We start from the raw sequence: 22,516 nt of genomic DNA on the forward strand, positions 1-22,516 counted from the left end.
GGGGCGTGGCATGACCTATTCCATCGTCGCGCGTGACCCGGAAACCGGCCACTACGGCGTCGCGGTCGCCAGCCGGTTTTTCGCCGTAGGTGCGCTTGTCCCGCACATCCGGGGCGGCACATGTGCCGTCGCCACGCAGGCCTTCGTCTCGCCGATCTGGGGGATCGAGGCGGCGGACCGGATGGCGGCAGGCGAGGCCGGGGCCACGGTTCTGGCCGACATGGTCGCGCGCGATGGGGGGCAGGCGATCCGCCAGATCCACATGATCGACAGCACAGGCGCCGTGGCCGCCCACACGGGCGCCAATTGCGTCGACTGGTGCGGCCATGTGGCGGGCGATGCGGTCTCCGTCGCGGGCAACATGCTGGCGGGCCCCGCCGTCATCGCCGAAACCCTCGCCGCGTATCAGACGCACCTGCACTTGCGCCTCGCGGAACGTCTGATGACGGCGATGGAGGCAGGTGCTGCGGCAGGCGGCGACAAGCGCGGCACGCAATCGGCGGCGCTGGTGATCCACCGGACCGAGGATTACCCGTGGCTGTCAATCCGCGCCGACGACCACCCCGACCCTCTGGCGGAATTGCGCCGCCTGCATGACGTGGCGCAGGAACGGTTCCTCCATGTGGCCGAGGTCATGCCAACCCGCGCCAATTTCTCCGGCACCACCGACCGCACCGGCATCGACGCGGCCATCGCCGCCGAAGAGGCCAAGCGCAAAGCGGAGGGTCGCGTCAGCCGCTCCTTCGCCACCGATCTGACCACCTGAGCGCGCCTGCTTGACCCCGCCGCCGATCCGGGGGACGTGTCGGAGGCGGGGCGACGGGACAGGAGCGCAGGGTGAAGGCTTCGCTGGTGACATCGGCGCTGGTGGCGGTCGTGGTGGGCTTTGGCGGCTCGGTCGCCGTGGTCATCGCCGCCGCTGACAGCCTTGGCGCGACCGAGGCGCAAAAGGCATCCTGGATCACCGTCCTGTGCCTGTCGATGGCGGTGGGCAGCGCTTGGCTGTCGTGGCGCAGCAAGATGCCCGTGGTGCTGGCATGGTCCACGCCGGGCGCGGCGCTGATCGCGGCCTCGTCGGGCATCGACATGGAGCAGGCGGTCGGCGCCTTTCTGGTGGCTGCCGCGCTGATCGTGCTGACAGGTGTGATCCAGCCACTGGGGCGGCTTGCCGCGCGCATCCCCGCGCCGCTGGCCACCGCACTTCTGGCCGGTGTCTTGTTCAGTTTCGTCGCGGGCGCGGCGGTGGACAGTGTCGCCCTGCCCGCGCTGGGGCTGCCGATGGTTGCAGCCTTCCTGCTGGTGCGGCTCTGGTCCGCCACTTGGGCGGTTATCGCAGCGATTGCGGCGGGCGCATCCATCGTGCTTGTCGCAGGCATGCACGGCACGTTGCCACCCGTCGCCCTTTCACCGCCGGTGCTGATCGTACCTGTGCTGGATCTGGGCACGGCTCTGGGCCTCGCGCTGCCGCTCTATATCGTCACCATGGCCTCGCAGAACCTGCCCGGCATCGCGGTGCTGCGCGCCGACGGCTACGCGCCGCCGGTGCCCGCGATCCTGACCGTCACGGGCGCGCTGTCTGTGCTGACGGCCCCTTTCGGCGGGCACACCACCAGTCTGGCCGCGATAACGGCGGCGATCTGCACCGGGGCCGACGCCCACCCCGACCCGGCCCAGCGCTGGAAGGGGGGCATCGTCTACGCAGCAGGCTATGCGGGCCTGACCCTGATCGGCGCTTCGGTCGTCGTGATCGCAGCAAGCCTGCCGCCGGAACTGGTGACGATCCTTGCCGGTCTGGCGCTACTTGGGCCTTTCATGGGCGCGCTCAGGGCGGCGTTCGGCGGCAGCGCGGACGCCTTCCCGCCCGCGCTGACCTTTGCGGTGACTGCCTCGGGCGTCTCGATCTGGTCGGTTGGCGCGCCTTTCTGGGGGCTGGCGGTCGGGCTTCTGGCCATGGGTCTTGCCCGCATGCGCAAGCCGTAGCGAGATCGCGCTTGCCCGAACGGCGTCTTGCGTGCTGATCTTGCCGCCATGCCCTACCGGATCGACCTGAACGCCACGCGCTACAGTTTCCCCTCGCTCAAGGTGCTGCTCGCCCGTGCCTCGCCCGAACGCAGTGGCGACGCGCTGGCGGGGCTTGCCGCCGATGGCCCGCTGCGGCGGATCGCGGCGCAGCATGTGTTGGCCGATGTGCCCCTCAGCGATTTCCTGAGCGATGTGATGGAGGTCGATGGCGATGGCGTGACCGCGCTGATCGCGGGGCAGCATGACCGGACGGCCTTTGCCCCTGTGGCCGCGTTGACCGTGGGCGGGTTCCGCGACTGGCTGCTGGATCCAGCGACCACGGGCGCGGATATCGCGGGCCTTGCGTGGGGCCTGACGCCCGAGATGGTGGCCGCCGTCTCAAAGATCATGCGCGCCCAAGACCTGATCGCGGTGGCGGCCAAGGTCGAGGTGGTGACGCGCTTCCGCTCCACCCTCGGGCTCAAGGGGCGGCTGTCGACCCGCAACCAGCCCAACCACCCGACCGACGACAGCCAGGGCATCGCGCTATCGGCGCTGGATGGCCTCTTGATGGGCGCTGGCGATGCGGTGATCGGGGTCAACCCCGCGACCGACAGCCTGCCCGACTACATCCGCATCTGCGAGGTGCTGGACGCGATCCGGAGCCAGTTGGCGATCCCGACGCAGACCTGTTGCCTTGGTCATGTGACCACCGCGCTGGCCGCGATGGAGGCGGGCGCGCCGGTCGATCTGGTGTTCCAGTCCGTCGCGGGCTCGGACAAGGCGAACGCGGGCTTTGGCGTGACGCTCGCCACGCTCGACGAGGCGGCGGAGGCCGTGGCGGCGCTGGGCCGGGCGCCAAAGGGCGCGAACCTGATGTATTTCGAGACCGGACAGGGTGCCGCGCTGTCGGCAGACGCCCATCACGGCATGGACCAGCAGACGATGGAGGCGCGCGCCTATGCGGTCGCCCGCCGCTACCGGCCCCTGCTGGTCAACACGGTCGTGGGCTTCATCGGGCCGGAATATCTGGCCGATGGCAAGCAGATCACCCGCGCAGGCCTTGAGGACCATTTCTGCGGCAAGTTGCTGGGCCTGCCGATGGGGGTAGATGTCTGCTACACCAACCACGCTTGGGCCGATCAGGACGACCTGGACATCTTGCTGACGGCACTGGCGGCGGCTGGCGTGAATTTCGTCATCACCGTGCCGGGCGGCGACGACATAATGCTGAATTACCAAAGCCTGTCGTTCCACGACGCCAGCTATATCCGCCGCACACTGGGAAAGCCGCCAGCGCCGGAATTCGCGGAATGGATTGCGGCAAACGGCATCGGCACGCCGGGCGTGACCCTGCCGACGCTCGATGCCGCGCTCGGGCAGTTGCGGCTGCCCGCGGCATGAGCGCCAAGCCCCCCACCCCGCCTGCCGAGATCCGCGCCCTGACCGAGGCGCGTCTGACCTTCGGCCGCCGTGGCAGTGCGGTGGATACTGCTGGCGCGCTGGCCTTCGCGCTGGATCACGCCCGCGCGCGGGCCGCGGTGGAGGCGGAACTGGATCTGCCGACGCTCGCGGCGGCGCTCGATCGGATGGGGCTTGCGCACCGGGTCGTGACCAGTGCGGCAGGCGACCGGTCGGGGTTCATCCGCCGACCCGACCTTGGCCGGCGCCTGCGTGAGGACGGGGCGGCGACGCTGGCGGGCCTCGGGCCGGTCGATGTGGCGCTGGTTCTGGGTGACGGGCTGTCCGCGACGGCAGTGGCCCTGAACGGCGCGGCCTTCGTGGCGGATCTTGCGGCGCGGCTGGACCGGATGTGCCTGCGGCTCTCGCCCGTCATCCTTGCGCGGCAGGCGCGCGTGGCGCTGGGCGACAAGATCGCGCTGGCCTTGCAAGCCACGACCGTGGTCATGGCGCTCGGCGAACGGCCGGGTCTGTCGGCTGCCGACAGTCTGGGCGTCTACATCACCCACCTGCCCCGCCCCGACACGGCCGATAGCGGGCGCAACTGCATCTCCAACATCCGCGAGGCCGGGCTCCCGGTGACGGAGGCCGCGGGTCAAGCCGCGCAACTGATCGCCGCGATGCGCGCCTCAGGCCAAAGCGGCGTCGCCTTGAGCCGGGCCTTGGCCAGCGGTGCGCTGCCCCCGGCGCGGCCCTAAGAAAACCGCGCCCGCGTCCGGTTGGCGAAGGCCACCAGCGACAGCATCACCGGCACCTCGACCAGCACGCCCACCACGGTCGCCAGAGCAGCGCCGGAATTCAGGCCAAAGAGGCTGATCGCCACCGCCACGGCCAGTTCAAAGAAATTCGACGTGCCGATCAGCGCGCAAGGCGCCGCGATCTTGTGCGGGACCTTCAGCGCATAGGCCGCCGCATACGCCAGCGCAAAGATGCCATAGGACTGGATCAGGATCGGCACCGCGATCAGCGCGATGATCAGCGGGCGGTCAAGGATCACCTGCCCCTGCAGGCCGAACAAGATCACCACCGTGGCGATCAGGCCGATCATCGACCAGGGCTTGGCGCGGGCCTGAAACGCACTGATGCGCGCGGCGCTGCCAAGACGCAGGCGCGTCAGCATGCCCGCGACCAGCGGCAGGGCGACGAACAAGGCGACCGACAGCAGAAGGGTTTCCCAAGGCACCACGATGTCGGTCACCCCCAGCAGGAAGGCCACAAGGGGCGCGAAAGCGAACACCATCACCACGTCGTTCACGCTGACCTGAAGCAAGGTGTAGCCCTCGTCGCCGCGCGTCAGCTGCGACCAGACAAAGACCATCGCCGTGCAGGGTGCCGCCCCCAGCAAGATCAGCCCCGCGATATACTGCTGCGCATCCTCGGGCGCGATCAGGTCGGCAAAGACCACCTCGAAGAACAAGACGCCCAGCGCCGCCATGGTGAAGGGCTTGATGAGCCAGTTGACCACCAGCGTGATGGCCAACCCCCGGGGCTGGCGCAGCGCGCCCTTCAACGCAAAGGCGTCGATGCCGATCATCATCGGGTAGACCATTGCCCAGATCAGCACCGCGACGACAAGATTGACCTGCGCCACCTCGGCCATGGCGATGGCGCCGACAAGGCCCGGCGCAAGGCTGCCGATGGCGATGCCCGCCGCCATGGCCAGCGCCACCCACAAGGTCAGATACCGCTCGAACAGGCCCATGTCGCGTCACCTCCGGCAGGGTTTCACGCTGGTGATGGACCCTGCGGCGGACAGTGTCACCTCGGCTTTTGCCTCAGTAGGGATTTTTCGCGGTCCGGTCGCCCGACAAAGACCGCTGGCCGCGTTCGACCAGCGCCTCGATCGCGTCGGCAAGGTGTTCGCGGTCGATGTGGTGATCGCCGCGCGCCACCCGGATCTTGTGCGCCTCGATCATCACATCGGCGTGGCGGCACCCCTCGGGCGGCTCGAAGCGGTAGCTGGCCAGTTCGATGCGCAGGCCCAATGGGTCGCGGAAATAGATCGAATCCATGAAACCGCGATCCTTGGGCCCGGAATGTTTCACGCCCCGCGCATCCAGCCGCGCGGCGATCTGCCAGAAACTTGCCTGACTGACGGCAAAGGCAAGATGGTGGAGCGAGCCGACGGCCTCGGGCACGGGGGTGGCATCGGGCTTCCGCGCCTCGTTGGTGAAGATGGTGATCAGCCGCCCGTCGCCCGGATCGAAATAGAGATGCCCCTCGCCCGGATTGTCGAGGTTTGGCTGATCGAAGACGAAGGGCATGCCCAGCACGCCTTCCCAGAAATCGATGGAGCTCTGGCGGTCGGCGCCGTTCAACGTGATGTGATGCACGCCTTGCGTCTGGATCTTTCGGATTTGGGCGGTGGACATGGCTTTCTCCCTTCGGCTTGGCTTGACATATAGGCAAAGACAGGCGCTGCGTCCCGTGCAGGGGCGCACAGTGGGTGTTTTGCCCCGCGCCCGGCCTAACTGGCATGGAGCGACCGAACCGAGGAACAGGCAAGCAAGGACGCCGCGCGGGATGGATGATTGGGGCAAGCTTCTGACACGGGCGAATGCCGGGGACGCCCGCGCATATGAGCAGTTCCTGCGCGCCATCGCGCCGGTCCTGCGCGGGATCGTGCGCAGCCGCGGGGCCAATCTGGGCGAGGCAGGCTGCGAGGATGTGGTTCAGGAAATCCTGCTCGCCGTCCACCTCAAGCGCCACACCTGGCAGCAAGACGCGCCCGTGCGCCCATGGCTTTACGCCATCACGCGCTACAAGATCGCGGATGCCTTCCGCGCGCGCGGCCAGAGGGTCCATCTGCCGCTCGAGGATTTCGTCGAGGATCTGCCCGCCGATGCGGGGCCCTGCCCGACCGAGGCCGCGGACATGGCGCGGATGATCGGCATGCTGGATGCCCGCGCGGCCGAGATCGTCACGATGATCGGGCTGAAGGGTGCCAGCGCGGCCGAAACAGGGCAGGCGCTCAGCATGAGCGAGGGCGCGGTGCGGGTGGCCCTTCATCGGGCGCTCAAGACGCTGGCCATCTTGTGCGAAAGGCATGTGAAATGAGGACCGACACCTTGATCCGTGCGCTTGCCGCGGACACGCAGCCAGCGCCACGGCCCGCCCGCCTGCTGGTGGCGGGGGGGCCTGTCGCACTTGGACTGGCCCTGATCGGGCTGTGGCTGGTGCTGGGGCCGCGCGACGACCTTGTCGCCTCGCTGGGCGTGCCGCAATCGGCGCTGCGCTTTGTCCTGAGCGCGGCGCTGGCGCTGATCGGGCTGCGGATGGTGCTGACCTTGGCCCGCCCCGAGGGGCGCGGGCTTGTGCGGCTCTGGCCGCTGGCGGCGGTCGGCATGGCTGCGGCAGGGCTGGTGGCCTGGGCCTGGCTGGTCACGCCGCCCGACGCCCGGCAGATGGCGCTGACGGGCAAGACGATTCAAACCTGCCTTGTCACCATCCCGATCCTGTCGATCCTGCCCGTGGCCGTGATCCTCACCGCCCTGCGGCGCGGCGCGACCACGGCACCGGCGCTGGCGGGTTTCGCGGCGGGCCTGTGCGGCAGCGCTGCTGCGGCGGTGATCTATGCGCTGCACTGCACCGAGGACAGCCCGCTGTTCTACGTAACATGGTATGGGCTGGCGATGCTGGGCGTGACGGCCGTCGCCACGCTGGTGGGCGCGCGGCTTTTGCGCTGGTAGGCGTCAGGGCAGCGCCTCGAACCAGTCGAGCGCAAGATCGGCCCAGCCGGGCGGCACCGAATGGCCGCCGGGATGCAGTGCGAAATCAAGCCGCGCGCCGCTGTCGCATCCGGTCCAACTGCGGATCTGGTAGTCGCCTTGAGCGCCATGGGCGTCAGGTTGCAGGCGGCAACCATTGGCCGTGCGCCAGATCTGCAGCGCGACAAAGACATCGCCCTGCGCAACGCCGCTGCCCAGAACGCGGCCTTCGAGCGGCACGGTGCCGTCTTGCCAGCCATGGACATGATGGAGATTGACAGCACCCGCGCAAGCGGCGGGGTGGGGTCGCCAGAAACTGCCCGCGACCGGCGCATAGGCGCGGAACGATCCGGGCACGGCGCAAGCGACATAGCTGGTCAGCGAGCCGCCGATGGAAAAGCCCGACAAGAGCATCACGTCCCGGTCAAGGCCGAAGCGCGCGGCGGCGTCATCGGCCACCGCGCGGATAAAGGCGCCCTCGTCGCGGCGGGCGGGGCGTTCGGGGTGGAAATCCCAGCTCAGCCCGTCGCGGCCCTCGCGCGGCTGGCCGTCGGGCGCGATGACCGCATAGCCGCGGTCAACCGCCGCCTCGACCATCCCGGTGTTGCGCAAGGTGCCTTCGCCGCTGCTGCCGAAGCCGTGGAGAAAGACCAGCGCGGGCGTTGCGGCGGGCGCGCCATCAGGCAAGACGATGTGATAGCTGCCACCCGGCACGGTGCAGGCGGCGGGGTCGTCGCCGCAGGCGGCCTGCGCCGACCCGGCAGTGCACAGGCCGATTGCAAGGGCGGTGAGACGCGCCGCGATCATGTGCGGACCCCTTCGGCGGGCGCTGCCTCTGCAGGCTGGCGCGGGCGGGTCGCCGCCTGTTTCCACGGCTTTGCCTTGAAGAACGCCGCCATCCGCGCGACCGCGATAATCAGCGCAAACCCCACAAGGTTCACGACCAGCGCCGCCAGCGCGCCGCCGCCCGCAAGGCTCAGGAAGGCGCCCAGAACGCGCGCCATGACCATCGAGGCCGCGAAGACGGCCAAGGACTGCTGGCCCACCTGCGAGATCACCGCGATGACCCGGCCCGCGATGCCGCCCCGGATCAGGCGCACGCCCCCCTCGCCCGCCGCGACCCATGCCAGATAGGCCAGCGCGAGAAAATGGAGGTAGCGCAGGATGCCGAAATCGGACTTGTTGAACAGGAGCGACCAGTCGCGCCGCCACTCGCGCACGAAGTCCGAGGCGCTGATGATCTTGCCCCACGCAAAGGGAACCGAGATCACCACGACCAAGATCGCCAGCACGACCAGCCAGCGGTGCACCGGTGGCGGGGGCAGCCAGCCCGCCATCAGCGCGAAACCGGTAAAGAACACAAGCTGCCAGGCAAAGGGGTTGAAGAACCACATCCGCTCGGACCCGTTGGAGAACCACAGTTCCGCCGGAAGGTTCACCCCCATGGACGCCGCGATCCACAAAAGCGCGCTGAACACGAAGGCCAGCCGCACATCGACCCGCGCCAGCGCCATCATCACCGGGATCAGCACCAATATGACCAGATACATCGGCAAGATGTCGAAGTAGTTGGGCACATAGGTCAGCGTCAAAAGCCCGATCAGGTTGGGCCCGGTATTGTTGAGAAAGGGCGTGAGGTTCAGCGCGCCCACCTCGTTGCGCGGAAAGATCTGCGTGGCGTTCAGCACCAGCATCAGGAACAACGTGACGAAGAACACGCCGATATGCACCCAATAGACCTGCCAGACGCGGAACGCGATCTGCAAGCTGCCCATCAGCCAGCCCGCGCGGTCGAAGATCGCGCCAAAGGCCAAGGCCGAGGCCATGCCCGAGCAAAAGACGAAGATCTCGGTCGCATCCGAAAAGCCGAAGCGGGCCGGGATCCACAAGGTCCAGGGGTTATTGGTGATATGGGCGATCAAGATGATGAACATGCCCACGCCCCGGAAGAAATCCAGCCGGGGGTCGCGGGCGCGTCTTGCTGCAGTCATCTCAGACAACTTCCCTACGGGCCGCGTCGATCAGGGCCAGCCGCGCCTCGGCATAGCCGTCCAGCGCGCCGCCGCGCCGGGCCTGCCGGTCGCGCAGCAGGCCGGTGGCCGTGTCCATGTAACCGCTCCGCAGGGCTGCCTCAATGGTGATGCGGTCGAAGACATCGCGCTGCGCATGGCTGCCGCCGATGGCCTGCAGATCGGCGCGGCCCGCGCGCAGATGCACCCATGCGCTGGAATATTCGCCACAGGCAAAGGCATGCAAGCCTTGTGCGACATGCAGGCCGGGATGGGCGATGACGGCCTGCGCCTCGTCATTTGCAGGGCGCGTGGCGCGCATCCGGGCGATCATCTTGACCGCCGCGGCCTCCAGTGCACCGCCGCACATCGCCAGCATGTAATGCAGATCAGCGAAGGCCAGACAGCTGTCACCGCTCCGCGCCTCGGCCAGCGCGGCCAGTTCTTCCCAGCGGTTGCCGACCGGCACGCCCTCAAGCTCCAGCCGCGCGAGCAGCGAGGCCGCGTTGGAAATGTCGCGGTAATCGTCGGTCTTGTCGCTGCGGATTTCGGCGTCGTACTGCGCCAGCGCGATGTCATGCTCGCCCAGATCCAGATGCATCAGCGCGCGGTGCCACCAGACGTGATAGCGGAAGTTGTTGCAATGCGCCCATGACCCCTCGCGCCCGGTGAGCCAGTCGAGCCCCGCCCGCGCGCGGCCGGTCATGTCATAGACATGGGCCACCGCATGCAGGCCCCAGGCGTCGTCAGGCGCAAGCGCGACCCCCGCACGCCCGACCCGCTCGGCGCGGGCATACTCGCCGGTTTCCTCCAGCGTGAAGGCATGGCAGCCCATCAGATAGCCGCGCGCGGGGTGATCGCCCCAAGCCTCGATCAGACCTTCGACCGAGACGCGCATCGCCTGCGGTCGGCCCATGATGAAATGGATCGCCTGCACCATCTTCATCGCCAGCGCGTCGCGCGGCGTCTGGTCGAGCACGGCTTGCAACCGGGCGGCGGTCTGACTCGGACGGCCCACCAGCCAATCGCCCAAAGCCTCGACGAAAGCCGTCTCGCGCGGGGTGGCGGGGGCACCGGCCAGCGCGGCCTGATGCGCCTCATGGGCGACGCTCACCATCTCGGCCCGGCCCAGCAGCAGGCACGACAGCCCGCGGATCGCTTGGCCCAGCGCGAAATCGGGCGCGGCCTGCAAGACCGCGTTGAGGTCAGGCCCGGTCGAGGCCGCATGGGTCAAGATGCCCCGGATGACCTTGTTCCACCCCTCGATCCGGTCAGCGGGCAAGGAGGTCGGCACACCACTCAGGTCATCGGACAGGGACATGGTCGGGCCTTTCTGGGAACGCATGATTGACGGGACGGCAGGCCGTCCATGCTGTGCGGTTCGCAGGTTCAGGGTCCGTCGTTACGGGCAAAGGCCGGATTGGCCCGTGTCTCACGCGGACGTGACCGGGGGGCGCTCGGTTCGGTCAGAATGCCCCGTCATAGGCGCGCCGGGGGATGCGCGCGGCGATCAGGGTAAAGCGGTCGCGGGTCAGCGCCGCGCCCGCCTCCTGCGCCAGTGTCGCGCTGTCGGACACCTCGACCCCGTGGCCGCCAAAAGCACGCGCAAGAGCGGCGAAATCGGTGCCAGCGCCCGGCCCGCCGAAATCGACGCCCAGATTGGGGCGCTGCGTGCCGCGCTGTTTCAGCTCGATCAGCGCAAGGCTGTCATCGACCAGCACACAGATCACCACGGGCAGGCGCAGCGCGGAGAGCGTCGCAAGCTCGCCCGCCCCCATCTCCAGCCCTGCATCACCCACCACGGCCAGCAGCGGCGCGTCGGGCCGCCCGAGTTTCGCACCCGCCGCCAGCGGCACGGCGCAAGCCATGGTGCAGAGCCCCGAGGATTGCAGCATCCCGCGCGGGGTCGGACAGTCCCACATCTGGCTGAACAAGATGCGGTGTGCGCCGCTGTCGGCGGTGGCGATGGTGTCTGCGGGCATCACCGCGCGCAGCGTGGCAAAGACCTGATGCGGTCCCCAGTGGTCGGGGACGGCGAAGGCTTGCGCAAGGGCCGCGCGGGCGGTGGCAGGCGCGCCACCCGTCCAACGGGGGGGTGCGTCATGGGCAAGCGCGGGCAGCGTCTCGGCCAGCCCGCCCAGCAGCAGGTGATCTGCGCTGTGCATGCCATGGTCGCGTCGGACCGGCGCGACCTCGATCACGGTCTGGCCGTGGGTCCATGGGCTGCGCCAGCCCACCCGCATCTCGATGGGATCGTAGCCCAAAAGCACGATGCAATCGGCCTGATCCATCAGCGGCATCAAGATGCGGTCGGCCTTGGGAGACAGCCCCGCGCCACCAAGACAGAGCGGATCGCCCTCGGGCATCAGGCCCTTGCCCTTGTAGGTGGTGACAAGCGGAATGGCGTGATCGCGGCAAAAGGCGGCGACAGCCGCGTCCGCGCCCTCGTTCACCGCGTCCACGCCCGCGATGGCGATGGGGCGTTGAGCCCCGGCCAGCGCCGCGCGCGCGGCATCAAGTGCCGCCTGGGGCGGCAGGCCGGGGGAAAAGACCTGCGGCGCGGGGGCCTCGGCCTCGCGCGTCACCGCCTCGGCCACGCCGATCGGCACATCGACATGCACCGGCCCGGGCTGGCCTGAGGTGGCCAGCGCGATGGCCTTGGCCATGCCCGCGCCAATCGCGCCATGGGCGAGGCGAAAGCTGCCCTTGACGACGGGCCGCAGCATCGCCTGATGGTCGAACACCTGATGGGTGTAGGTCTCGGCCAGATCGGCATCGACACAGCCGGTCAGGAAGATCAGCGGCACCCGGTCTTGCATGGCGTTGGCCACCACATTGACCGCGTTGGCCACGCCGGGGCCAAGGGTGGCCACCAGAACCGGCAGCGCGCCGGTCATGTGCCAAAGCCCTTCGGCCATGAAGCCGCCGCCGTTCTCGTGCTTGACCAGGACAAAGCCGATCCCCGCGCCATCGAGCCCCTGCATCAGCGCCAGAACCTCGCCGCCCGGAATGCCGAAGGCATGGGTCGCGCCTGCGCGGGCCAGCGCTGCACCGATGATGTCCGCGCCGCTGCGCGCTGCCTCGTTGGTCATGGGTTCAGGTTTCCGTCGATCACGCCCGCGGCCTTGAGCGTCGCAAGATCGCCCGGCTCAAGGCCCAGATGGCGCGTCAGGACCGCGCCGGTGTCCGCGCCCAGCATCGGGGGCGCCTTGGCATAGGTGACGGGGGTGCGCGACAGCTGCAACGGGTTCCCGATCAGATCGACCGCGCCGCCCGCCGCCGCCGGATGGGGCAGACTGATCCGCATGCCGCGCGCGGCCACCTGCGGGCTGGCAAACACCTGCGCCAGATCGTTGACCGGGCCTGCGGGCACCGTTTCCGCCTCGCAGATCGCCAGCCATTCGGCGGCGCTGCGCCCCTCGGTCAGGGCGGCGATCAGCGGGATCAGTCTGTCGCGGTGGCGTACGCGGGCGGCATTGGTGGCAAAGCGCGCGTCCGTGGCCAAGCCCGGCGCACCCGCCGCCGTCACGAAGCGCGCGAATTGCGCGTCATTGCCCACCGCAAGGATGAAGCTGCCGTCGCTGGCCGGGAATGTGCCGTAGGGCACGATGGTCGGATGATCGTTGCCCCGCCGCGGCGGGACGCGGCCGTCGGTCAGGTAACCCACGCCCTGATTGATCAGCATGGCAACTTGCGCATCCATCAGCGCGATGTCGATATGTTGCCCCTCGCCGGTCTCATGGCGCGACTGGATCGCAGCCAATATTCCCACGGCGGCATACATCCCGCATATCAGATCGGCGATGCCCACGCCCGCCTTCATCGGCGGTCCACCCGCCTCACCCGTCAGGCTCATCAAGCCGCCCTCGCCCTGCACGAGGAAATCATAGCCCGCGCGCTCGGGATTGGGACCGGTCTGACCGAAGCCGGTGATCGAGCAATAGACGAGCCGCGGGTTGATCTTGTGCAGCGTCTTGTAATCAAGGCCGTAGCGCGCCAGATCACCGGGTTTGAAATTCTCGACCAGCACGTCGGCCCGTGCCACCAGCGCCTTGACGATATCTTGCCCACGCGGATCGGCGATGTTTACCGCCACCGAATGCTTGCCGCGGTTGGCCGAAAGGTAATAGGCGCTTTCGCGGGTCTCGGTGCCCGCGTCATCGGTGACGAAGGGGGGGCCCCAGCCGCGGGTGTCGTCACCCTTGCCGGGGCGTTCGATCTTGATCACCTCGGCGCCCAGATCGGCCAGAAGCTGCGTCGCCGTCGGCCCTGCAAGGATGCGCGACAGATCGACGACGCGCAGACCCCAAAGGGCCTGCGCGGGGATGGTGGTGGGGGAGGAACCGGCGGTCACGGTGTCAGTTCGAAACCGGCGCTGCCGAGGTGAATTGCGGGATCGCCATGCTTGATGCCTCCTGCGGTTCCAGTGTCACCCAGTTCGCTTCGGAGGTCTGGAGATTGCCGGGGATATCGGCCTCCCAGAAACCCACGACGTTTTGCGTGATGTTGAGGTAAAGCCGGTCATCGACGATCCGCCAGAGCGTCGGGTTGCCCGGCACCTTGCCGCCCTGCGCGACGCCATAGGCGCAATGCCCGTCATACTGCGGCGCATAGCGGGCCGGATCGGACAGGAACCAGTCGCGGTTCGCTTCGGAGGAGAAGGCGAATTGCGCACCGTTGTAGTCCGCCGTGATCGAGGACAGGCCCGGGATCGGGCTTTGCTGCGGTTGCCCGATCTGGGATTGCGGCAGGTCGAAATAGGACACGACATCATAACCCGAGACGGCAAAGCCCGTGGCATCGACATACTGGTCGCCCGCGATGGCAAGGCTGGTGGTGGCCGTAAGCGCGGCAAGGGCGAGGGCGAAGGCGGTCTTGCGGAACATGCGGTGGACTTTCCTTGTTGAGGGATGCCGGCGCTTGGGCCGGCCATGCACATTCCGGTTCGGGCGCGTGTCAGGGCTTGTTACGGCGCTGGTCGGCAGGTCTCGCATTCGTGATATGCGGCGAGGTCTGCTGGCGCCAGCCTCATCACGGTCCCGCGATATCACGACCATGTGGGGTGATCCACGCCGCACCTGTGCTAGGCGTGGCGGCGTCAAAAGCGCAACATCCGCAGGTCATCGATCATGAGACAGCTGCCCGCCATTTTCCTGACCCTGCTTGCGGGCCTTGCCGGGGCCCCGGCCCTCGCCGACATGGCCCCGCGCGAAGGCTGGCAGGTGATCGAGACCGAGATGACCCATGCGGTCTTGCTCGACCGTCTGCTTGCCGCCGTGCCCGGGGAAGGCATGGCCGTGGTCACGCAGGCCGGTCCCACCGCCGCGGCGCAGGCCCGCGGCATCGAGATCCCGGAAAACCGGGTGGTCGGTGTGTTCAACAACGATTTCGCGGTTCGCATCCTCGCGCTCAGCACTGCCGCGATGATCGAGGCGCCGATCCGTTTCTACGTGACGGAGGATGCCGACGGCACCGCCACGCTGAGTTGGAAGGAGCCGGGCTTTGTCCTTGCCCCTTACATGGATGAGGGCGGCGCGGAGCTGGCCGAGATCGCGGCCGAGCTGGACCGCCGCTTTGCCGCCATCGCCGCCGCGGCGATGGCGCAGTGACCCTGCAGTGGGCCGCCCTTTTGCAAGCAAGAAAAGAACGCCGGATCGCCCCCGTGACACCCGCCGCGAACACCTGTTCGGCGTGGCCAGCTCCGACAAGACCCGCGCCTGCCCCGGTTCGCGCCTGCAAGACGGCCGTTTCCGGGCCTCGGCCACGCGGAGCGGCAGCGCGTCTTGCTCCCGGCTTCGGCGCTCCATATCCGAGGGACAACCACAAAGCCCCGATCGGATGATGACCATGACCCTCCGCGCCACCGCTCGCCTTGTCCCCGTCCTTGCCGCCGCCGTCCTTGCCGCAGGCCTCGCCCGGGCCGAGGTCGAGCTGCCCCCCCTTCTTGCGCCCGCCGAGCTTGTCACCGTGATCGAAGCGCAGGCGCCGCTCATCCTCGACATCCGCGCGCCCGGTGCGCCGGGCGAGGTCGGCACCTATGCCGCAGGCCATATCGCGGGCGCCATCAGCGCGCCCTACGCGCTGTTCCGCGGCCCCGACGTGAACCCCGGACAGGTTCCCCCCGAGGCGGAGCTGACGCGCGTTTTGCAATCGCTGGGCGTCACCGCCGACCGGCCCACCGTCATCGTGCATCAGGGCCGCGACGAGACCGATTTCGGCGCCGCCGCCCGCGTCTACTGGACCCTGCACTCGAGCGGCGTTGGCAATCTCGCCATCCTCAACGGCGGGATCGTGGCGTGGTCGGCGGCGAACCAGCCGCTCGACACCACCCCCGTGACCCCCGTGCCCAGCACGATCGAGGTCAGCTTCTCCGACCGCTGGCTGGCCACGGAGGCCGATGTGCTGGCCGTGGTCGAGGGGGATACGGAGGCCACCTTGATCGACGCCCGCCCCGAGGCGTTCTGGCAGGGCCGCCAGTTCCATGACGCCGCCGCCCGCCCCGGCACCTTGCCGCAATCGCAGTTCTTCACCCATTCCAACTGGTTCGACCGTGGCCCCGCGATCGTCGATGCAGCCTCGGCCCGGGCGTTGGCAGAACAGGCGGGCTATTCCGATGAACCCGCCCTGATCTCGTTTTGCAACACTGGCCATTGGGCCGCGACCAACTGGTTCGCACTGAGCGAATTGGCAGGCATCGAGAACGTGCGCCTTTACCCGGAGTCGATGGTGGGCTGGTCGAACGCGGGCCATCCGATGGACAATGTCCCCGGCCCGCTGCGCCGCGTGTGGATGCAGATCGTCGATGTCTTCTGACCCGACAGCGGCCGCCCCGGATCAGGGTCTTGGCCGCTGGCCCGAGCGGGCGGTTCTGATCGCCTTTGCCCTTGTCGCCGCCTTTGCAATATCGGCGGCGACCGGGGCGCGCTTTGGCCTCATCTTCCTGATCGGCCTCGGCCTTGGCGTGACGCTGGAAGCGTTGCGCTTCGGCTTTGCCGGGCCGTGGCGGCAGATGATCGTGAACCGCGATCCGGCTGGGATTTTGGCGCAGTTGTTCGCCATCGGTCTCGTGGCCGTCGTGGCGATCCCGCTGATCACCGCCAACAGCGCGGAGCTGATCGGCGCCCATGCCCCCGTGGGCCTTGCCATGATCGGCGGGGCCTTCACCTTCGGCATCGCCATGCAGGTCGTTCTGGGCTGCGGATCGGGCACGCTTGTGAACGCGGGCAGCGGCAATCCCGTCGGTCTTCTCGCCCTGCCCTTTTTCGCCATCGGCAGCTTTGCAGGGGCCTTTCACCTCGATTGGTGGACAGGGCTGGGAAGCTTGCCGGTCATCGTGCTGGAGGGCACGGGCGGCCTTGTGACGACCCTTGCCGGCCTTGCCGCCGTGGCAGCACTGCTTCTGGTTCTGGCAGCACCAGGTCAGCGGCGTGTGCCGCGCCGCCTGTGGATCGCGGCCGGGCTGGTCGCGGCACTTGCCTTGGGCAATCTGGTCGTGTCGGGCCAGCCATGGGGGGTGGTCTACGGCCTTGGGCTTTGGGCGGCCAAGGGAGCGCAGGCGGTGGGCGTCGATCTTGCGGCTTCGGCCTTTTGGGCGGCAGAGGGCAATGCGGAGCGGGTGCGCCAGACGCTGCTGACCGACACCACGTCGCTGACCAATCTGGGTCTGATCGGCGGGGCGTTTGTGGTGGCGGCATGGCGGCACGGCTTCACGCAACCCCTGCCGCGCCTGCCGCTGCGGGCCTGGGTGGCGGTCGTGGTCGCGGGCCTCGTGCTCGGCTATTCCTCGCGGCTGGCCTTCGGCTGCAATGTGGGCGCGTTTTTCAGCGGGGTCTCGACCGGTAGTCTGCATGGCTGGGTGTGGTTTGTCTGCGCCTTCGCCGGATCATGGGTGGGCATCCGGTTGCGCCCTGCCCTCGGGCTGGAGGCGGGCCGATGACGCGGCGGGTCACCATGCTGGCCGTGGCCAGCCTGATCGGCGGGCTGATCGTGTTCGACCTGTCGGTCAGTGCCCAACCCAACCCGTTCCGCGCGCCGCCCCTGCTGGCGCTGGGATCGGGTCAGGCCGCAGGCGTCGCGCATTGCGCGGCACCGGCACCCACACGCTGACCACGGCTCAGGCGATCAGCGCCAGCCCGATGCCGCCCACGGCCGCCACGATGACCACGACCCAAGGCGGCAGCTTCCATGTCATCAGCAAGACGAAACAGGCGAGCGCCAGCGCAAAGTCCCGCAGATCGCCGATGGCGCCGGTGAAGACGGGGGCATAGAGCGCGGCCCCCAATATCCCCACGACGGCGGCATTTGCACCCTGCATCAGCGATTGCGCCGGGGCCATGGTGCGGAAGCGGTCCCAGAAGGGCAACACGCCGATCAAGATCAAGAAACCGGGCAGGAACACGGCCAGCAGCGCGAGGAGGGCCCCCGCCACCCCGTTGGGGTCAGGCCCCAGCACCGCGCCCAGATAGGCCGCGAAGGTGAACAGCGGCCCCGGCACCGCCTGCGTCGCGCCATAGCCGGCCAAAAACGCCTCGGGGGTGACCCAGCCCGGCGCCACGACCTCGGCCTGCAACAGCGGCAAAACGACATGGCCGCCGCCGAACACCAGAGCGCCTGCCCGATAGAAACTGTCGATCAGGGCCCAGCCCTGCCCCAGACCCGCCATCAGCGGCAACAGCACCAGCAAGCCGAAGAAGGCCGCCAGCGCGCCGACCGCGACCCCGCGCGACACCGGCATGGCGATGGGCCCGCCCCCCGGCGTGCCCGCCCCGCGCCCCAGCGCAAGGCCAGCGAGCGCCCCCAGTCCGATCGCACCGACCATGCCCCATGCGGTCGGCAAAAAGGCCAACAGGACCACCGCACCCACCGCAATGGCGGCCCGTTCCTTGTCGGGGCAGAGGTTTTTCGCCATGCCCCAGACCGCCTGCGCCACGATGGCCACCGCGACGATCTTGAGACCGTCGAGCGCCCCGGTGCCGATCGGCCCCGAAATGGCAGTCGCCGTCAGCGCAAAGATCACCAACACCAGCGCCGAGGGCAGCGTGAAGGCGGTGAAGGCGGCCAGCGCCCCCAGCCAACCAGCCCGCATCAGCCCCAACGCAAACCCCACTTGGCTTGAGGCCGGACCGGGCAGGAACTGGCACAGGGCCACCAGATCGGCATAGGCCGCATCGCTCAGCCATTTCTGCCGCATCACCAGCTCGTCGCGGAAATAGCCCAGATGCGCGATGGGCCCGCCAAAAGAGGTGAGGCCGAGCTTGAGGAAGGTCACGAAGACCTCGGCCGGGGTGCCGGTCGTGCGGGTGGGGTCAGCCCTGTCGGTGCTGTCGATCATTGTGCCTCTGCCCTTGTGGATGGGATCGTGCCGGTCGGCGCGCAGCATTGCCTGACCATTGCGCCCGTTTGGCGCGATGATGTGAACCCTTTGTGACAGGCGCCCCGCACCCGGCGACGGCGCTCGACCGCATCTTGATCGCGGTTCGGCGCGCGCCGCAAGACCGCAGGCCCAAAACCACTGGGCGCGGCGGGATGGCATCGGACCGATCGGGGCTTGGCCAAGGCGCGGCGGTGCGGGATAAGGGGGTGCCTCAGCCCCTCGGAGCCGCCATGCCCACCACCCCTCTTGTCACCGCCGATGAGATTGCCACGCTCGGGGCGATCAGGCTTGTCCATGTCGCGGCCAAAGAGGATGGTCCCCAGAGCATGATCCATGTGCCGATCGAGGACTGGATCGCCGCCGCGCGGCGCAGCGCATCGGGGTTCGACGATCTTGGCCATTGGCAAGCCGCGATTGAGGCGCTTGGCGTAGGGCACGATGCCGTCAGTGTGGTGATGGATGACGGGCGGATGACCGAGGCCGCCCGGGTTTGGTTCATCTTGCAGTATTTCGGCCTTCCGGCGGTGGTGCTGAATGGCGGGATCGCAGCCCTGACCCATCCCCCGGCACAGGAGGCGCGGCACGAGGGACCGCTCAGGCTGGAGGCAGGCAGCGGCCCTGTGGGTCTGGCCGAGCGGCGCGGGCTGGCGGGGGATCTGGCAGGCGTGCAGGTGCTGGATGCGCGCACGCAAGCGGAACATTGGGGCGAGGATCTGAGGGGCAATGCCCGGGGCGGCCATCTGCCGGGGGCGGCGCTGCTGGCCCATGCCGACCTGCTGGACGGCAGCTTGATGAAGCCAGCAGACCAGATCACCGAGTTGATGGCGCGCGCCGGGATCGAGGCCGGCAAGCCCGTCGTCACCCATTGCAATGGCGGCGGACGCGGGGCGCTGGCGGCCCTTGCGGCCGTGGTCGCAGGGCAGAAGGATGTCCGGGTCTACTACCTTGGCTTCGCCGATTGGGCAGCGGACGAAAGCTGCCCTGTCCTTCGGCCCGAGGGTGCGGACAACAATTGCTGAGTGATCCACCACGCACTGGGCGTGGTGGACCCTGTCTTGGCAGGCCCGACCGGCGCGGCAAAGTGCCGGTCGAGGTCTGTCGGTCTCAGGCAGCGATATCCCGGGCAAGCCGGGCGCGCAGCGCGGGCGGAAGCTGGCGGGCCGAGGTGATGCGCGGCACGCCCATCTCGGCGATGGCGCGATCCGCGCCGTAGAGCGCGAGGTATTCGCCGTAATTATCGAAAGCCTGCCGCCCGACATAGTCGATATAGGTCTCGGCGGGCACAGCTTCGGCCAGAATGACCTGATGGGCCTCGGTCTCGATGTGGTAGACGGTGTAGCTGCCGCCCAGTTCGTCCAGGGGCACAGGGCGGATCGTGGTGCCGTTGACCAGAGCACCGGCATTCACCAGCACACCATCGATCATAAGCGCATGATCGGCGGTCAGGCGCAGATCACGCAGCGGCAGGCCATCGCCCAGCGCCCCGGCGCTGATGCAGACGGGCATCAGGCGGTCGGCGGGAGCAAAGCGGGTGGCGACGGTCTGACGCCCGACCCACAAGACCGCGACCGACGCGCCATCGGCGGACAGGATGGTGTCGCCGACGCGCAGATCCTCGACCGCGACGTGGCCGTCAGGTGTTGCGATCCGCGTGCCTGCAAGGAAGCAATTGGGCTCTCCGGGTGTGGGGCCTTGAGTATTCTGCCAAGAATCCGCTTCGCCATCGGGGAAGCGACCGACGGATGATTCCGCGGCGGGTAGATCGACGATGTCTTGTCCCTGCAGATTGGCCGGATTGAGACTGGCCGAGAGAATGTCGTCGGTCAAGAACGCCTCACCACCGCTTTCGGTGAGGACGATGAAATTATTGGCCGGATCGACCAGAAACGTATTGACCGATGTAAGCTGAAGGAATTCCACGTCCGCTATAGCACCTTGGCCCACGACATTTGTGAGCGACCCGCCACCGCCAGGTTGCGCGGACACGATGGTATAGGTGGCCGACGGTGCCAGGATGGTGCCGACAGGAACGGTATGGGCAAGCACCATCGCGGTCGCGCTCGAGTTGGCGACCCAAAGCTCGTATCCACCTATGTCGATCGGGTTTGCGGAAACGTTGATGAATTCAAAGTAGCCATCGCGGGAACCAGATCCGATGCCGTCTCCATTAAAATCTCTGGTGAAGCTGATCGCGTGCCATTCGTTGAAGGCAATACCGCCACCCAGGACATTCGTCGTTACAGGCATTGCGCCCTCCTAAAAAAGACAATCAGAATTGGGAGAAAAGTCCCAACGCCGGAACAGCCGCATCGTGACACGCTCTTGCGCGCGGCCTTGGATGCGATCATCTGCGCCGTCACCCGGGGCTGTCTGTGCCAATTCACACAGACGAAACGCATGGCTTCGGGCCCTTGCATCGCGGACCACAGGCGCGCCACAAGCATGAAACCGCGAAAAAGGACGCCGCCATGACCATCGACCTTGTTACCGCCACCGCCGACAGTTTTCGCCCCCATATCGGGCAGGATTTCACCGTCAACAGCGTGGCGGGGCCCTTGGTCTTGCGGCTGGACAACATCAAGATCTTCGAAGGCTCCACGGTGCGCGACAATCATCTCGAGATCGGAGGCGTGGTTTACCCGCCGCGAAAGGCGTTTGCCCTGACGCTGATCGGCCCGCGCGAGCCGGTGCTGCGGCCGGGCCTGATGGCGCTGAGCTATCCGCATATCGGGCCGCTGACGCTGTTCGTGTCGCCCTTCCGGCAAGATCATGATTGCACCTTGTACGAAGCGGTATTCAACTAAGCTTACTCAGATCTCGCGCGGGCCGGTGGCAGGCCGCCATTCCAGCGCGACATGATGGCCCGTTTGGCCGGTTGGTGTGAAACCGTGCCTGAGGTAGAGCCGCAGCGCCGGACTGGCGCGTTCCACGTTCAGCCTTACGGGCACTTTTCCGCCATGCGCCTCGTTCATCAAGCTGCGCAAGATATCGGTGCCAATGCCGCGCCCCCGCGCCTCGGGCAGCAGCGAGAAATCGATGATGCGCAGGCAAGCATCTTGCCGCTGGACATAAAGCCGCCCGATATCCACTGCGCCCTGCGTGATGATCCGGCGTATCGCGTCGGGAAATGTCACCTGATAGTGGCGATCTTGCAGGTCGAACTGGCGGCGCAGAAAAGCCTGCTTTTCCGCCTCGCTCCAGAGGGTCAGGCGAAACTCCCACTCCCGCGTGCTGGCATAGACGCGGAAGAGGAAATCGGTGTCAGTGGCATGGATCACGCGGAACGCGATCTGCCGACTGTCCGGCTTTGGCGCCTGTTGCTGCGTCACCGGCATTCCCATGATCAATCCCGAGTCGGGAAAATGCCCACCAGCGCGATCTGGTAATTCAATACCAGGAACGGCTGCATGTTGTTGAAGGGCATGTTGCCGCCCACAGCGCCAATCTGCACCGAAGAGGCCGCCATCACCACATCGGGCGCCCGGCCGGGCGGGACGTAGATATTCGCCTGAGCGAACATGTTGCCGACAGGGTCGGTGCCCGCGGGAGGACCGTTTTCAACCATGAGCGATGCAGGATGCGTGTGGGCGGGCATATTGGGCGGGGTCAGGGTCGTCGTCTCGCTGCCCGCTCGCTCGCCCAAGGTGTATCCGCTGCCGCCGGGCGCGTTGCCCTGGCCCACCGGCACCCGCCCGCGCAGGTCGGGACGCGCGAACGTCGTCACGCCATCGCCGCCATAAGTCGTCCCAAGCAGCGCGAACAACGCATTGTTCGCCGCGATCGATGTGAGCGCCCCGTCGCACAGTGCGAACCCCCGCGCCGCATAATTGAAGCCGACCAGATAGATCTGGCCGATGAATGGCTCCGCCATGATTCCCCCGTTTTGAATATTCAGATTGAATCTATATCGCCGGATTCTCAACTAAATGCCTTCAAAATAGCACTTTTTACACAGCCGGAGATCG

Annotated in this window: 24 protein-coding genes; 12 read left to right on the forward strand and 12 right to left on the reverse strand. The window is 67.7% G+C overall.

Translation table 11 applies throughout. The features are described from left to right. Positions 1-10 precede the first annotated feature (10 nt). The 4 genes from C7455_RS10525 to eutC all read left to right on the forward strand — a co-directional run bounded on the left by C7455_RS10525 (position 11) and on the right by eutC (position 4,160). A complete protein-coding gene (locus C7455_RS10525; protein WP_109667980.1) occupies positions 11-766 on the forward strand; it encodes a DUF1028 domain-containing protein in 756 nt (251 codons plus the stop codon). Positions 767-837: 71 nt separating this feature from the next. Then, positions 838-1,980: a benzoate/H(+) symporter BenE family transporter gene (locus tag C7455_RS10530; protein WP_109667981.1), complete on the forward strand. Its 1,143-nt coding sequence runs from the start codon at positions 838-840 to the stop codon at positions 1,978-1,980. 48 nt (positions 1,981-2,028) lie between these two features. Next, positions 2,029-3,405, forward strand: a complete 1,377-nt coding sequence (locus C7455_RS10535; RefSeq protein WP_109667983.1) for an ethanolamine ammonia-lyase subunit EutB — start codon at positions 2,029-2,031, stop codon at positions 3,403-3,405. Continuing rightward, on the forward strand, positions 3,402-4,160 hold the full coding sequence (gene eutC / locus C7455_RS10540; RefSeq protein WP_109667986.1) for an ethanolamine ammonia-lyase subunit EutC: 759 nt from the start codon (positions 3,402-3,404) through the stop codon (positions 4,158-4,160). The genes C7455_RS10535 and eutC overlap by 4 nt, the downstream gene beginning before the upstream one ends. Here eutC and arsB read toward each other — a convergent pair. After that, on the reverse strand, positions 4,157-5,164 hold the full coding sequence (arsB, locus tag C7455_RS10545; protein WP_109667988.1) for an ACR3 family arsenite efflux transporter: 1,008 nt from the start codon (positions 5,162-5,164) through the stop codon (positions 4,157-4,159). The two genes, eutC and arsB, sit on opposite strands and share 4 nt — an antisense overlap. A gap of 73 nt (positions 5,165-5,237) precedes the next feature. Then, positions 5,238-5,819, reverse strand: a complete 582-nt coding sequence (locus tag C7455_RS10550) for a VOC family protein (protein ID WP_109668195.1) — start codon at positions 5,817-5,819, stop codon at positions 5,238-5,240. A 166-nt stretch (positions 5,820-5,985) separates the two neighbouring features. On the opposite strand from C7455_RS10550, the gene C7455_RS10555 reads away from it, so the two are divergent. Both C7455_RS10555 and C7455_RS10560 read left to right on the forward strand, forming a co-directional pair. Continuing rightward, the gene (locus C7455_RS10555; RefSeq protein ID WP_109667990.1) at positions 5,986-6,519 is read left to right on the forward strand and encodes a sigma-70 family RNA polymerase sigma factor; all 534 of its coding nucleotides are present in this window, start codon (positions 5,986-5,988) and stop codon (positions 6,517-6,519) included. After that, positions 6,516-7,151 carry an NrsF family protein gene (locus C7455_RS10560; RefSeq protein WP_109667992.1) on the forward strand — a complete coding sequence of 212 codons (636 nt, stop codon included), beginning with the start codon at positions 6,516-6,518 and terminating at the stop codon, positions 7,149-7,151. Before C7455_RS10555 ends, C7455_RS10560 begins: the two co-directional genes overlap by 4 nt. 3 nt (positions 7,152-7,154) lie before the next feature. Here the strand turns inward: C7455_RS10560 and C7455_RS10565 are convergent, their stop codons facing one another. The 6 genes from C7455_RS10565 to C7455_RS10590 form a co-directional block, all read right to left on the reverse strand. After that, positions 7,155-7,976, reverse strand: a complete 822-nt coding sequence (locus C7455_RS10565) for a CE1 family esterase (protein WP_109667994.1) — start codon at positions 7,974-7,976, stop codon at positions 7,155-7,157. After that, the gene (locus C7455_RS10570) at positions 7,973-9,160 is read right to left on the reverse strand and encodes an OpgC family protein (protein ID WP_109667996.1); all 1,188 of its coding nucleotides are present in this window, start codon (positions 9,158-9,160) and stop codon (positions 7,973-7,975) included. The genes C7455_RS10565 and C7455_RS10570 overlap by 4 nt, the downstream gene beginning before the upstream one ends. A gap of 1 nt (position 9,161) precedes the next feature. Beyond that, positions 9,162-10,493: a tetratricopeptide repeat protein gene (locus C7455_RS10575; protein WP_109668197.1), complete on the reverse strand. Its 1,332-nt coding sequence runs from the start codon at positions 10,491-10,493 to the stop codon at positions 9,162-9,164. Between the two features lie 151 nt (positions 10,494-10,644). Continuing rightward, positions 10,645-12,270 (reverse strand): thiamine pyrophosphate-binding protein, encoded by a 1,626-nt coding sequence (locus tag C7455_RS10580; RefSeq protein WP_109667998.1) that lies wholly within the window; start codon positions 12,268-12,270, stop codon positions 10,645-10,647. Next, positions 12,267-13,532 carry a CaiB/BaiF CoA transferase family protein gene (locus C7455_RS10585; RefSeq protein WP_245904293.1) on the reverse strand — a complete coding sequence of 422 codons (1,266 nt, stop codon included), beginning with the start codon at positions 13,530-13,532 and terminating at the stop codon, positions 12,267-12,269. Before C7455_RS10585 ends, C7455_RS10580 begins: the two co-directional genes overlap by 4 nt. 4 nt (positions 13,533-13,536) lie before the next feature. After that, positions 13,537-14,064, reverse strand: a complete 528-nt coding sequence (locus C7455_RS10590) for a YHS domain-containing (seleno)protein (protein ID WP_109668000.1) — start codon at positions 14,062-14,064, stop codon at positions 13,537-13,539. 243 nt (positions 14,065-14,307) lie between these two features. On the opposite strand from C7455_RS10590, the gene C7455_RS10595 reads away from it, so the two are divergent. The 4 genes from C7455_RS10595 to C7455_RS20135 all read left to right on the forward strand — a co-directional run bounded on the left by C7455_RS10595 (position 14,308) and on the right by C7455_RS20135 (position 17,284). Further along, a complete protein-coding gene (locus C7455_RS10595; RefSeq protein WP_109668001.1) occupies positions 14,308-14,787 on the forward strand; it encodes a DUF302 domain-containing protein in 480 nt (159 codons plus the stop codon). 232 nt (positions 14,788-15,019) lie between these two features. After that, positions 15,020-15,991: a sulfurtransferase gene (locus C7455_RS10600; protein ID WP_245904294.1), complete on the forward strand. Its 972-nt coding sequence runs from the start codon at positions 15,020-15,022 to the stop codon at positions 15,989-15,991. Continuing rightward, positions 15,981-17,114 carry a YeeE/YedE thiosulfate transporter family protein gene (locus C7455_RS10605; RefSeq protein WP_109668003.1) on the forward strand — a complete coding sequence of 378 codons (1,134 nt, stop codon included), beginning with the start codon at positions 15,981-15,983 and terminating at the stop codon, positions 17,112-17,114. The genes C7455_RS10600 and C7455_RS10605 overlap by 11 nt, the downstream gene beginning before the upstream one ends. Then, on the forward strand, positions 17,111-17,284 hold the full coding sequence (locus tag C7455_RS20135; RefSeq protein WP_170119055.1) for a hypothetical protein: 174 nt from the start codon (positions 17,111-17,113) through the stop codon (positions 17,282-17,284). The genes C7455_RS10605 and C7455_RS20135 overlap by 4 nt, the downstream gene beginning before the upstream one ends. A gap of 7 nt (positions 17,285-17,291) precedes the next feature. On the opposite strand, the gene chrA is transcribed toward C7455_RS20135, so the two are convergent. After that, on the reverse strand, positions 17,292-18,509 hold the full coding sequence (gene chrA, locus C7455_RS10610) for a chromate efflux transporter (RefSeq protein ID WP_109668203.1): 1,218 nt from the start codon (positions 18,507-18,509) through the stop codon (positions 17,292-17,294). A gap of 272 nt (positions 18,510-18,781) precedes the next feature. On the opposite strand from chrA, the gene C7455_RS10615 reads away from it, so the two are divergent. Further along, positions 18,782-19,570 (forward strand): sulfurtransferase, encoded by a 789-nt coding sequence (locus C7455_RS10615; RefSeq protein WP_211315478.1) that lies wholly within the window; start codon positions 18,782-18,784, stop codon positions 19,568-19,570. A gap of 85 nt (positions 19,571-19,655) precedes the next feature. Here the strand turns inward: C7455_RS10615 and C7455_RS10620 are convergent, their stop codons facing one another. Beyond that, positions 19,656-20,798 carry a Hint domain-containing protein gene (locus C7455_RS10620; protein ID WP_245904295.1) on the reverse strand — a complete coding sequence of 381 codons (1,143 nt, stop codon included), beginning with the start codon at positions 20,796-20,798 and terminating at the stop codon, positions 19,656-19,658. A 221-nt stretch (positions 20,799-21,019) separates the two neighbouring features. Here C7455_RS10620 and C7455_RS10625 point away from each other — a divergent pair, with 221 nt between their 5' ends. Continuing rightward, a complete protein-coding gene (locus C7455_RS10625; protein ID WP_146199984.1) occupies positions 21,020-21,355 on the forward strand; it encodes a DUF6916 family protein in 336 nt (111 codons plus the stop codon). A 6-nt stretch (positions 21,356-21,361) separates the two neighbouring features. Here the strand turns inward: C7455_RS10625 and C7455_RS10630 are convergent, their stop codons facing one another. Together C7455_RS10630 and C7455_RS10635 are read right to left on the reverse strand one after the other, a co-directional pair. Further along, positions 21,362-21,892, reverse strand: coding sequence for a GNAT family N-acetyltransferase (locus tag C7455_RS10630; protein WP_109668007.1), 531 nt, complete (start codon positions 21,890-21,892; stop codon positions 21,362-21,364). Between the two features lie 2 nt (positions 21,893-21,894). After that, a complete protein-coding gene (locus C7455_RS10635) occupies positions 21,895-22,422 on the reverse strand; it encodes a phage tail protein (RefSeq protein WP_109668008.1) in 528 nt (175 codons plus the stop codon). Between the last annotated feature and the right edge of the window lie 94 nt (positions 22,423-22,516).

This window comes from Roseicyclus mahoneyensis, from assembly GCF_003148775.1.
GTDB lineage: Bacteria > Pseudomonadota > Alphaproteobacteria > Rhodobacterales > Rhodobacteraceae > Roseicyclus > Roseicyclus mahoneyensis.

What these genes read in the sequence shown, in the direction of transcription:
- C7455_RS10525 (WP_109667980.1), top strand. Translation starts at nt 11, where the DNA reads ATGACCTATTCCATCGTCGCGCGTGACCCGGAAACCGGCCACTACGGC.
- arsB (WP_109667988.1), bottom strand. Translation starts at nt 5,164, where the DNA reads ATGGGCCTGTTCGAGCGGTATCTGACCTTGTGGGTGGCGCTGGCCATG.
- C7455_RS10590 (WP_109668000.1), bottom strand. Translation starts at nt 14,064, where the DNA reads ATGTTCCGCAAGACCGCCTTCGCCCTCGCCCTTGCCGCGCTTACGGCC.
- C7455_RS10625 (WP_146199984.1), top strand. Translation starts at nt 21,020, where the DNA reads ATGACCATCGACCTTGTTACCGCCACCGCCGACAGTTTTCGCCCCCAT.
- C7455_RS10605 (WP_109668003.1), top strand. Translation starts at nt 15,981, where the DNA reads ATGTCTTCTGACCCGACAGCGGCCGCCCCGGATCAGGGTCTTGGCCGC.
- C7455_RS10615 (WP_211315478.1), top strand. Translation starts at nt 18,782, where the DNA reads ATGCCCACCACCCCTCTTGTCACCGCCGATGAGATTGCCACGCTCGGG.
- C7455_RS10620 (WP_245904295.1), bottom strand. Translation starts at nt 20,798, where the DNA reads ATGCCTGTAACGACGAATGTCCTGGGTGGCGGTATTGCCTTCAACGAA.
- C7455_RS10580 (WP_109667998.1), bottom strand. Translation starts at nt 12,270, where the DNA reads ATGACCAACGAGGCAGCGCGCAGCGGCGCGGACATCATCGGTGCAGCG.
- C7455_RS10595 (WP_109668001.1), top strand. Translation starts at nt 14,308, where the DNA reads ATGAGACAGCTGCCCGCCATTTTCCTGACCCTGCTTGCGGGCCTTGCC.
- C7455_RS10535 (WP_109667983.1), top strand. Translation starts at nt 2,029, where the DNA reads ATGCCCTACCGGATCGACCTGAACGCCACGCGCTACAGTTTCCCCTCG.
- C7455_RS10560 (WP_109667992.1), top strand. Translation starts at nt 6,516, where the DNA reads ATGAGGACCGACACCTTGATCCGTGCGCTTGCCGCGGACACGCAGCCA.
- eutC (WP_109667986.1), top strand. Translation starts at nt 3,402, where the DNA reads ATGAGCGCCAAGCCCCCCACCCCGCCTGCCGAGATCCGCGCCCTGACC.
- C7455_RS10570 (WP_109667996.1), bottom strand. Translation starts at nt 9,160, where the DNA reads ATGACTGCAGCAAGACGCGCCCGCGACCCCCGGCTGGATTTCTTCCGG.
- C7455_RS10600 (WP_245904294.1), top strand. Translation starts at nt 15,020, where the DNA reads ATGACCATGACCCTCCGCGCCACCGCTCGCCTTGTCCCCGTCCTTGCC.
- C7455_RS10635 (WP_109668008.1), bottom strand. Translation starts at nt 22,422, where the DNA reads ATGGCGGAGCCATTCATCGGCCAGATCTATCTGGTCGGCTTCAATTAT.
- C7455_RS10565 (WP_109667994.1), bottom strand. Translation starts at nt 7,976, where the DNA reads ATGATCGCGGCGCGTCTCACCGCCCTTGCAATCGGCCTGTGCACTGCC.
- C7455_RS10555 (WP_109667990.1), top strand. Translation starts at nt 5,986, where the DNA reads ATGGATGATTGGGGCAAGCTTCTGACACGGGCGAATGCCGGGGACGCC.
- C7455_RS10630 (WP_109668007.1), bottom strand. Translation starts at nt 21,892, where the DNA reads ATGGGAATGCCGGTGACGCAGCAACAGGCGCCAAAGCCGGACAGTCGG.
- C7455_RS20135 (WP_170119055.1), top strand. Translation starts at nt 17,111, where the DNA reads ATGACGCGGCGGGTCACCATGCTGGCCGTGGCCAGCCTGATCGGCGGG.
- chrA (WP_109668203.1), bottom strand. Translation starts at nt 18,509, where the DNA reads ATGATCGACAGCACCGACAGGGCTGACCCCACCCGCACGACCGGCACC.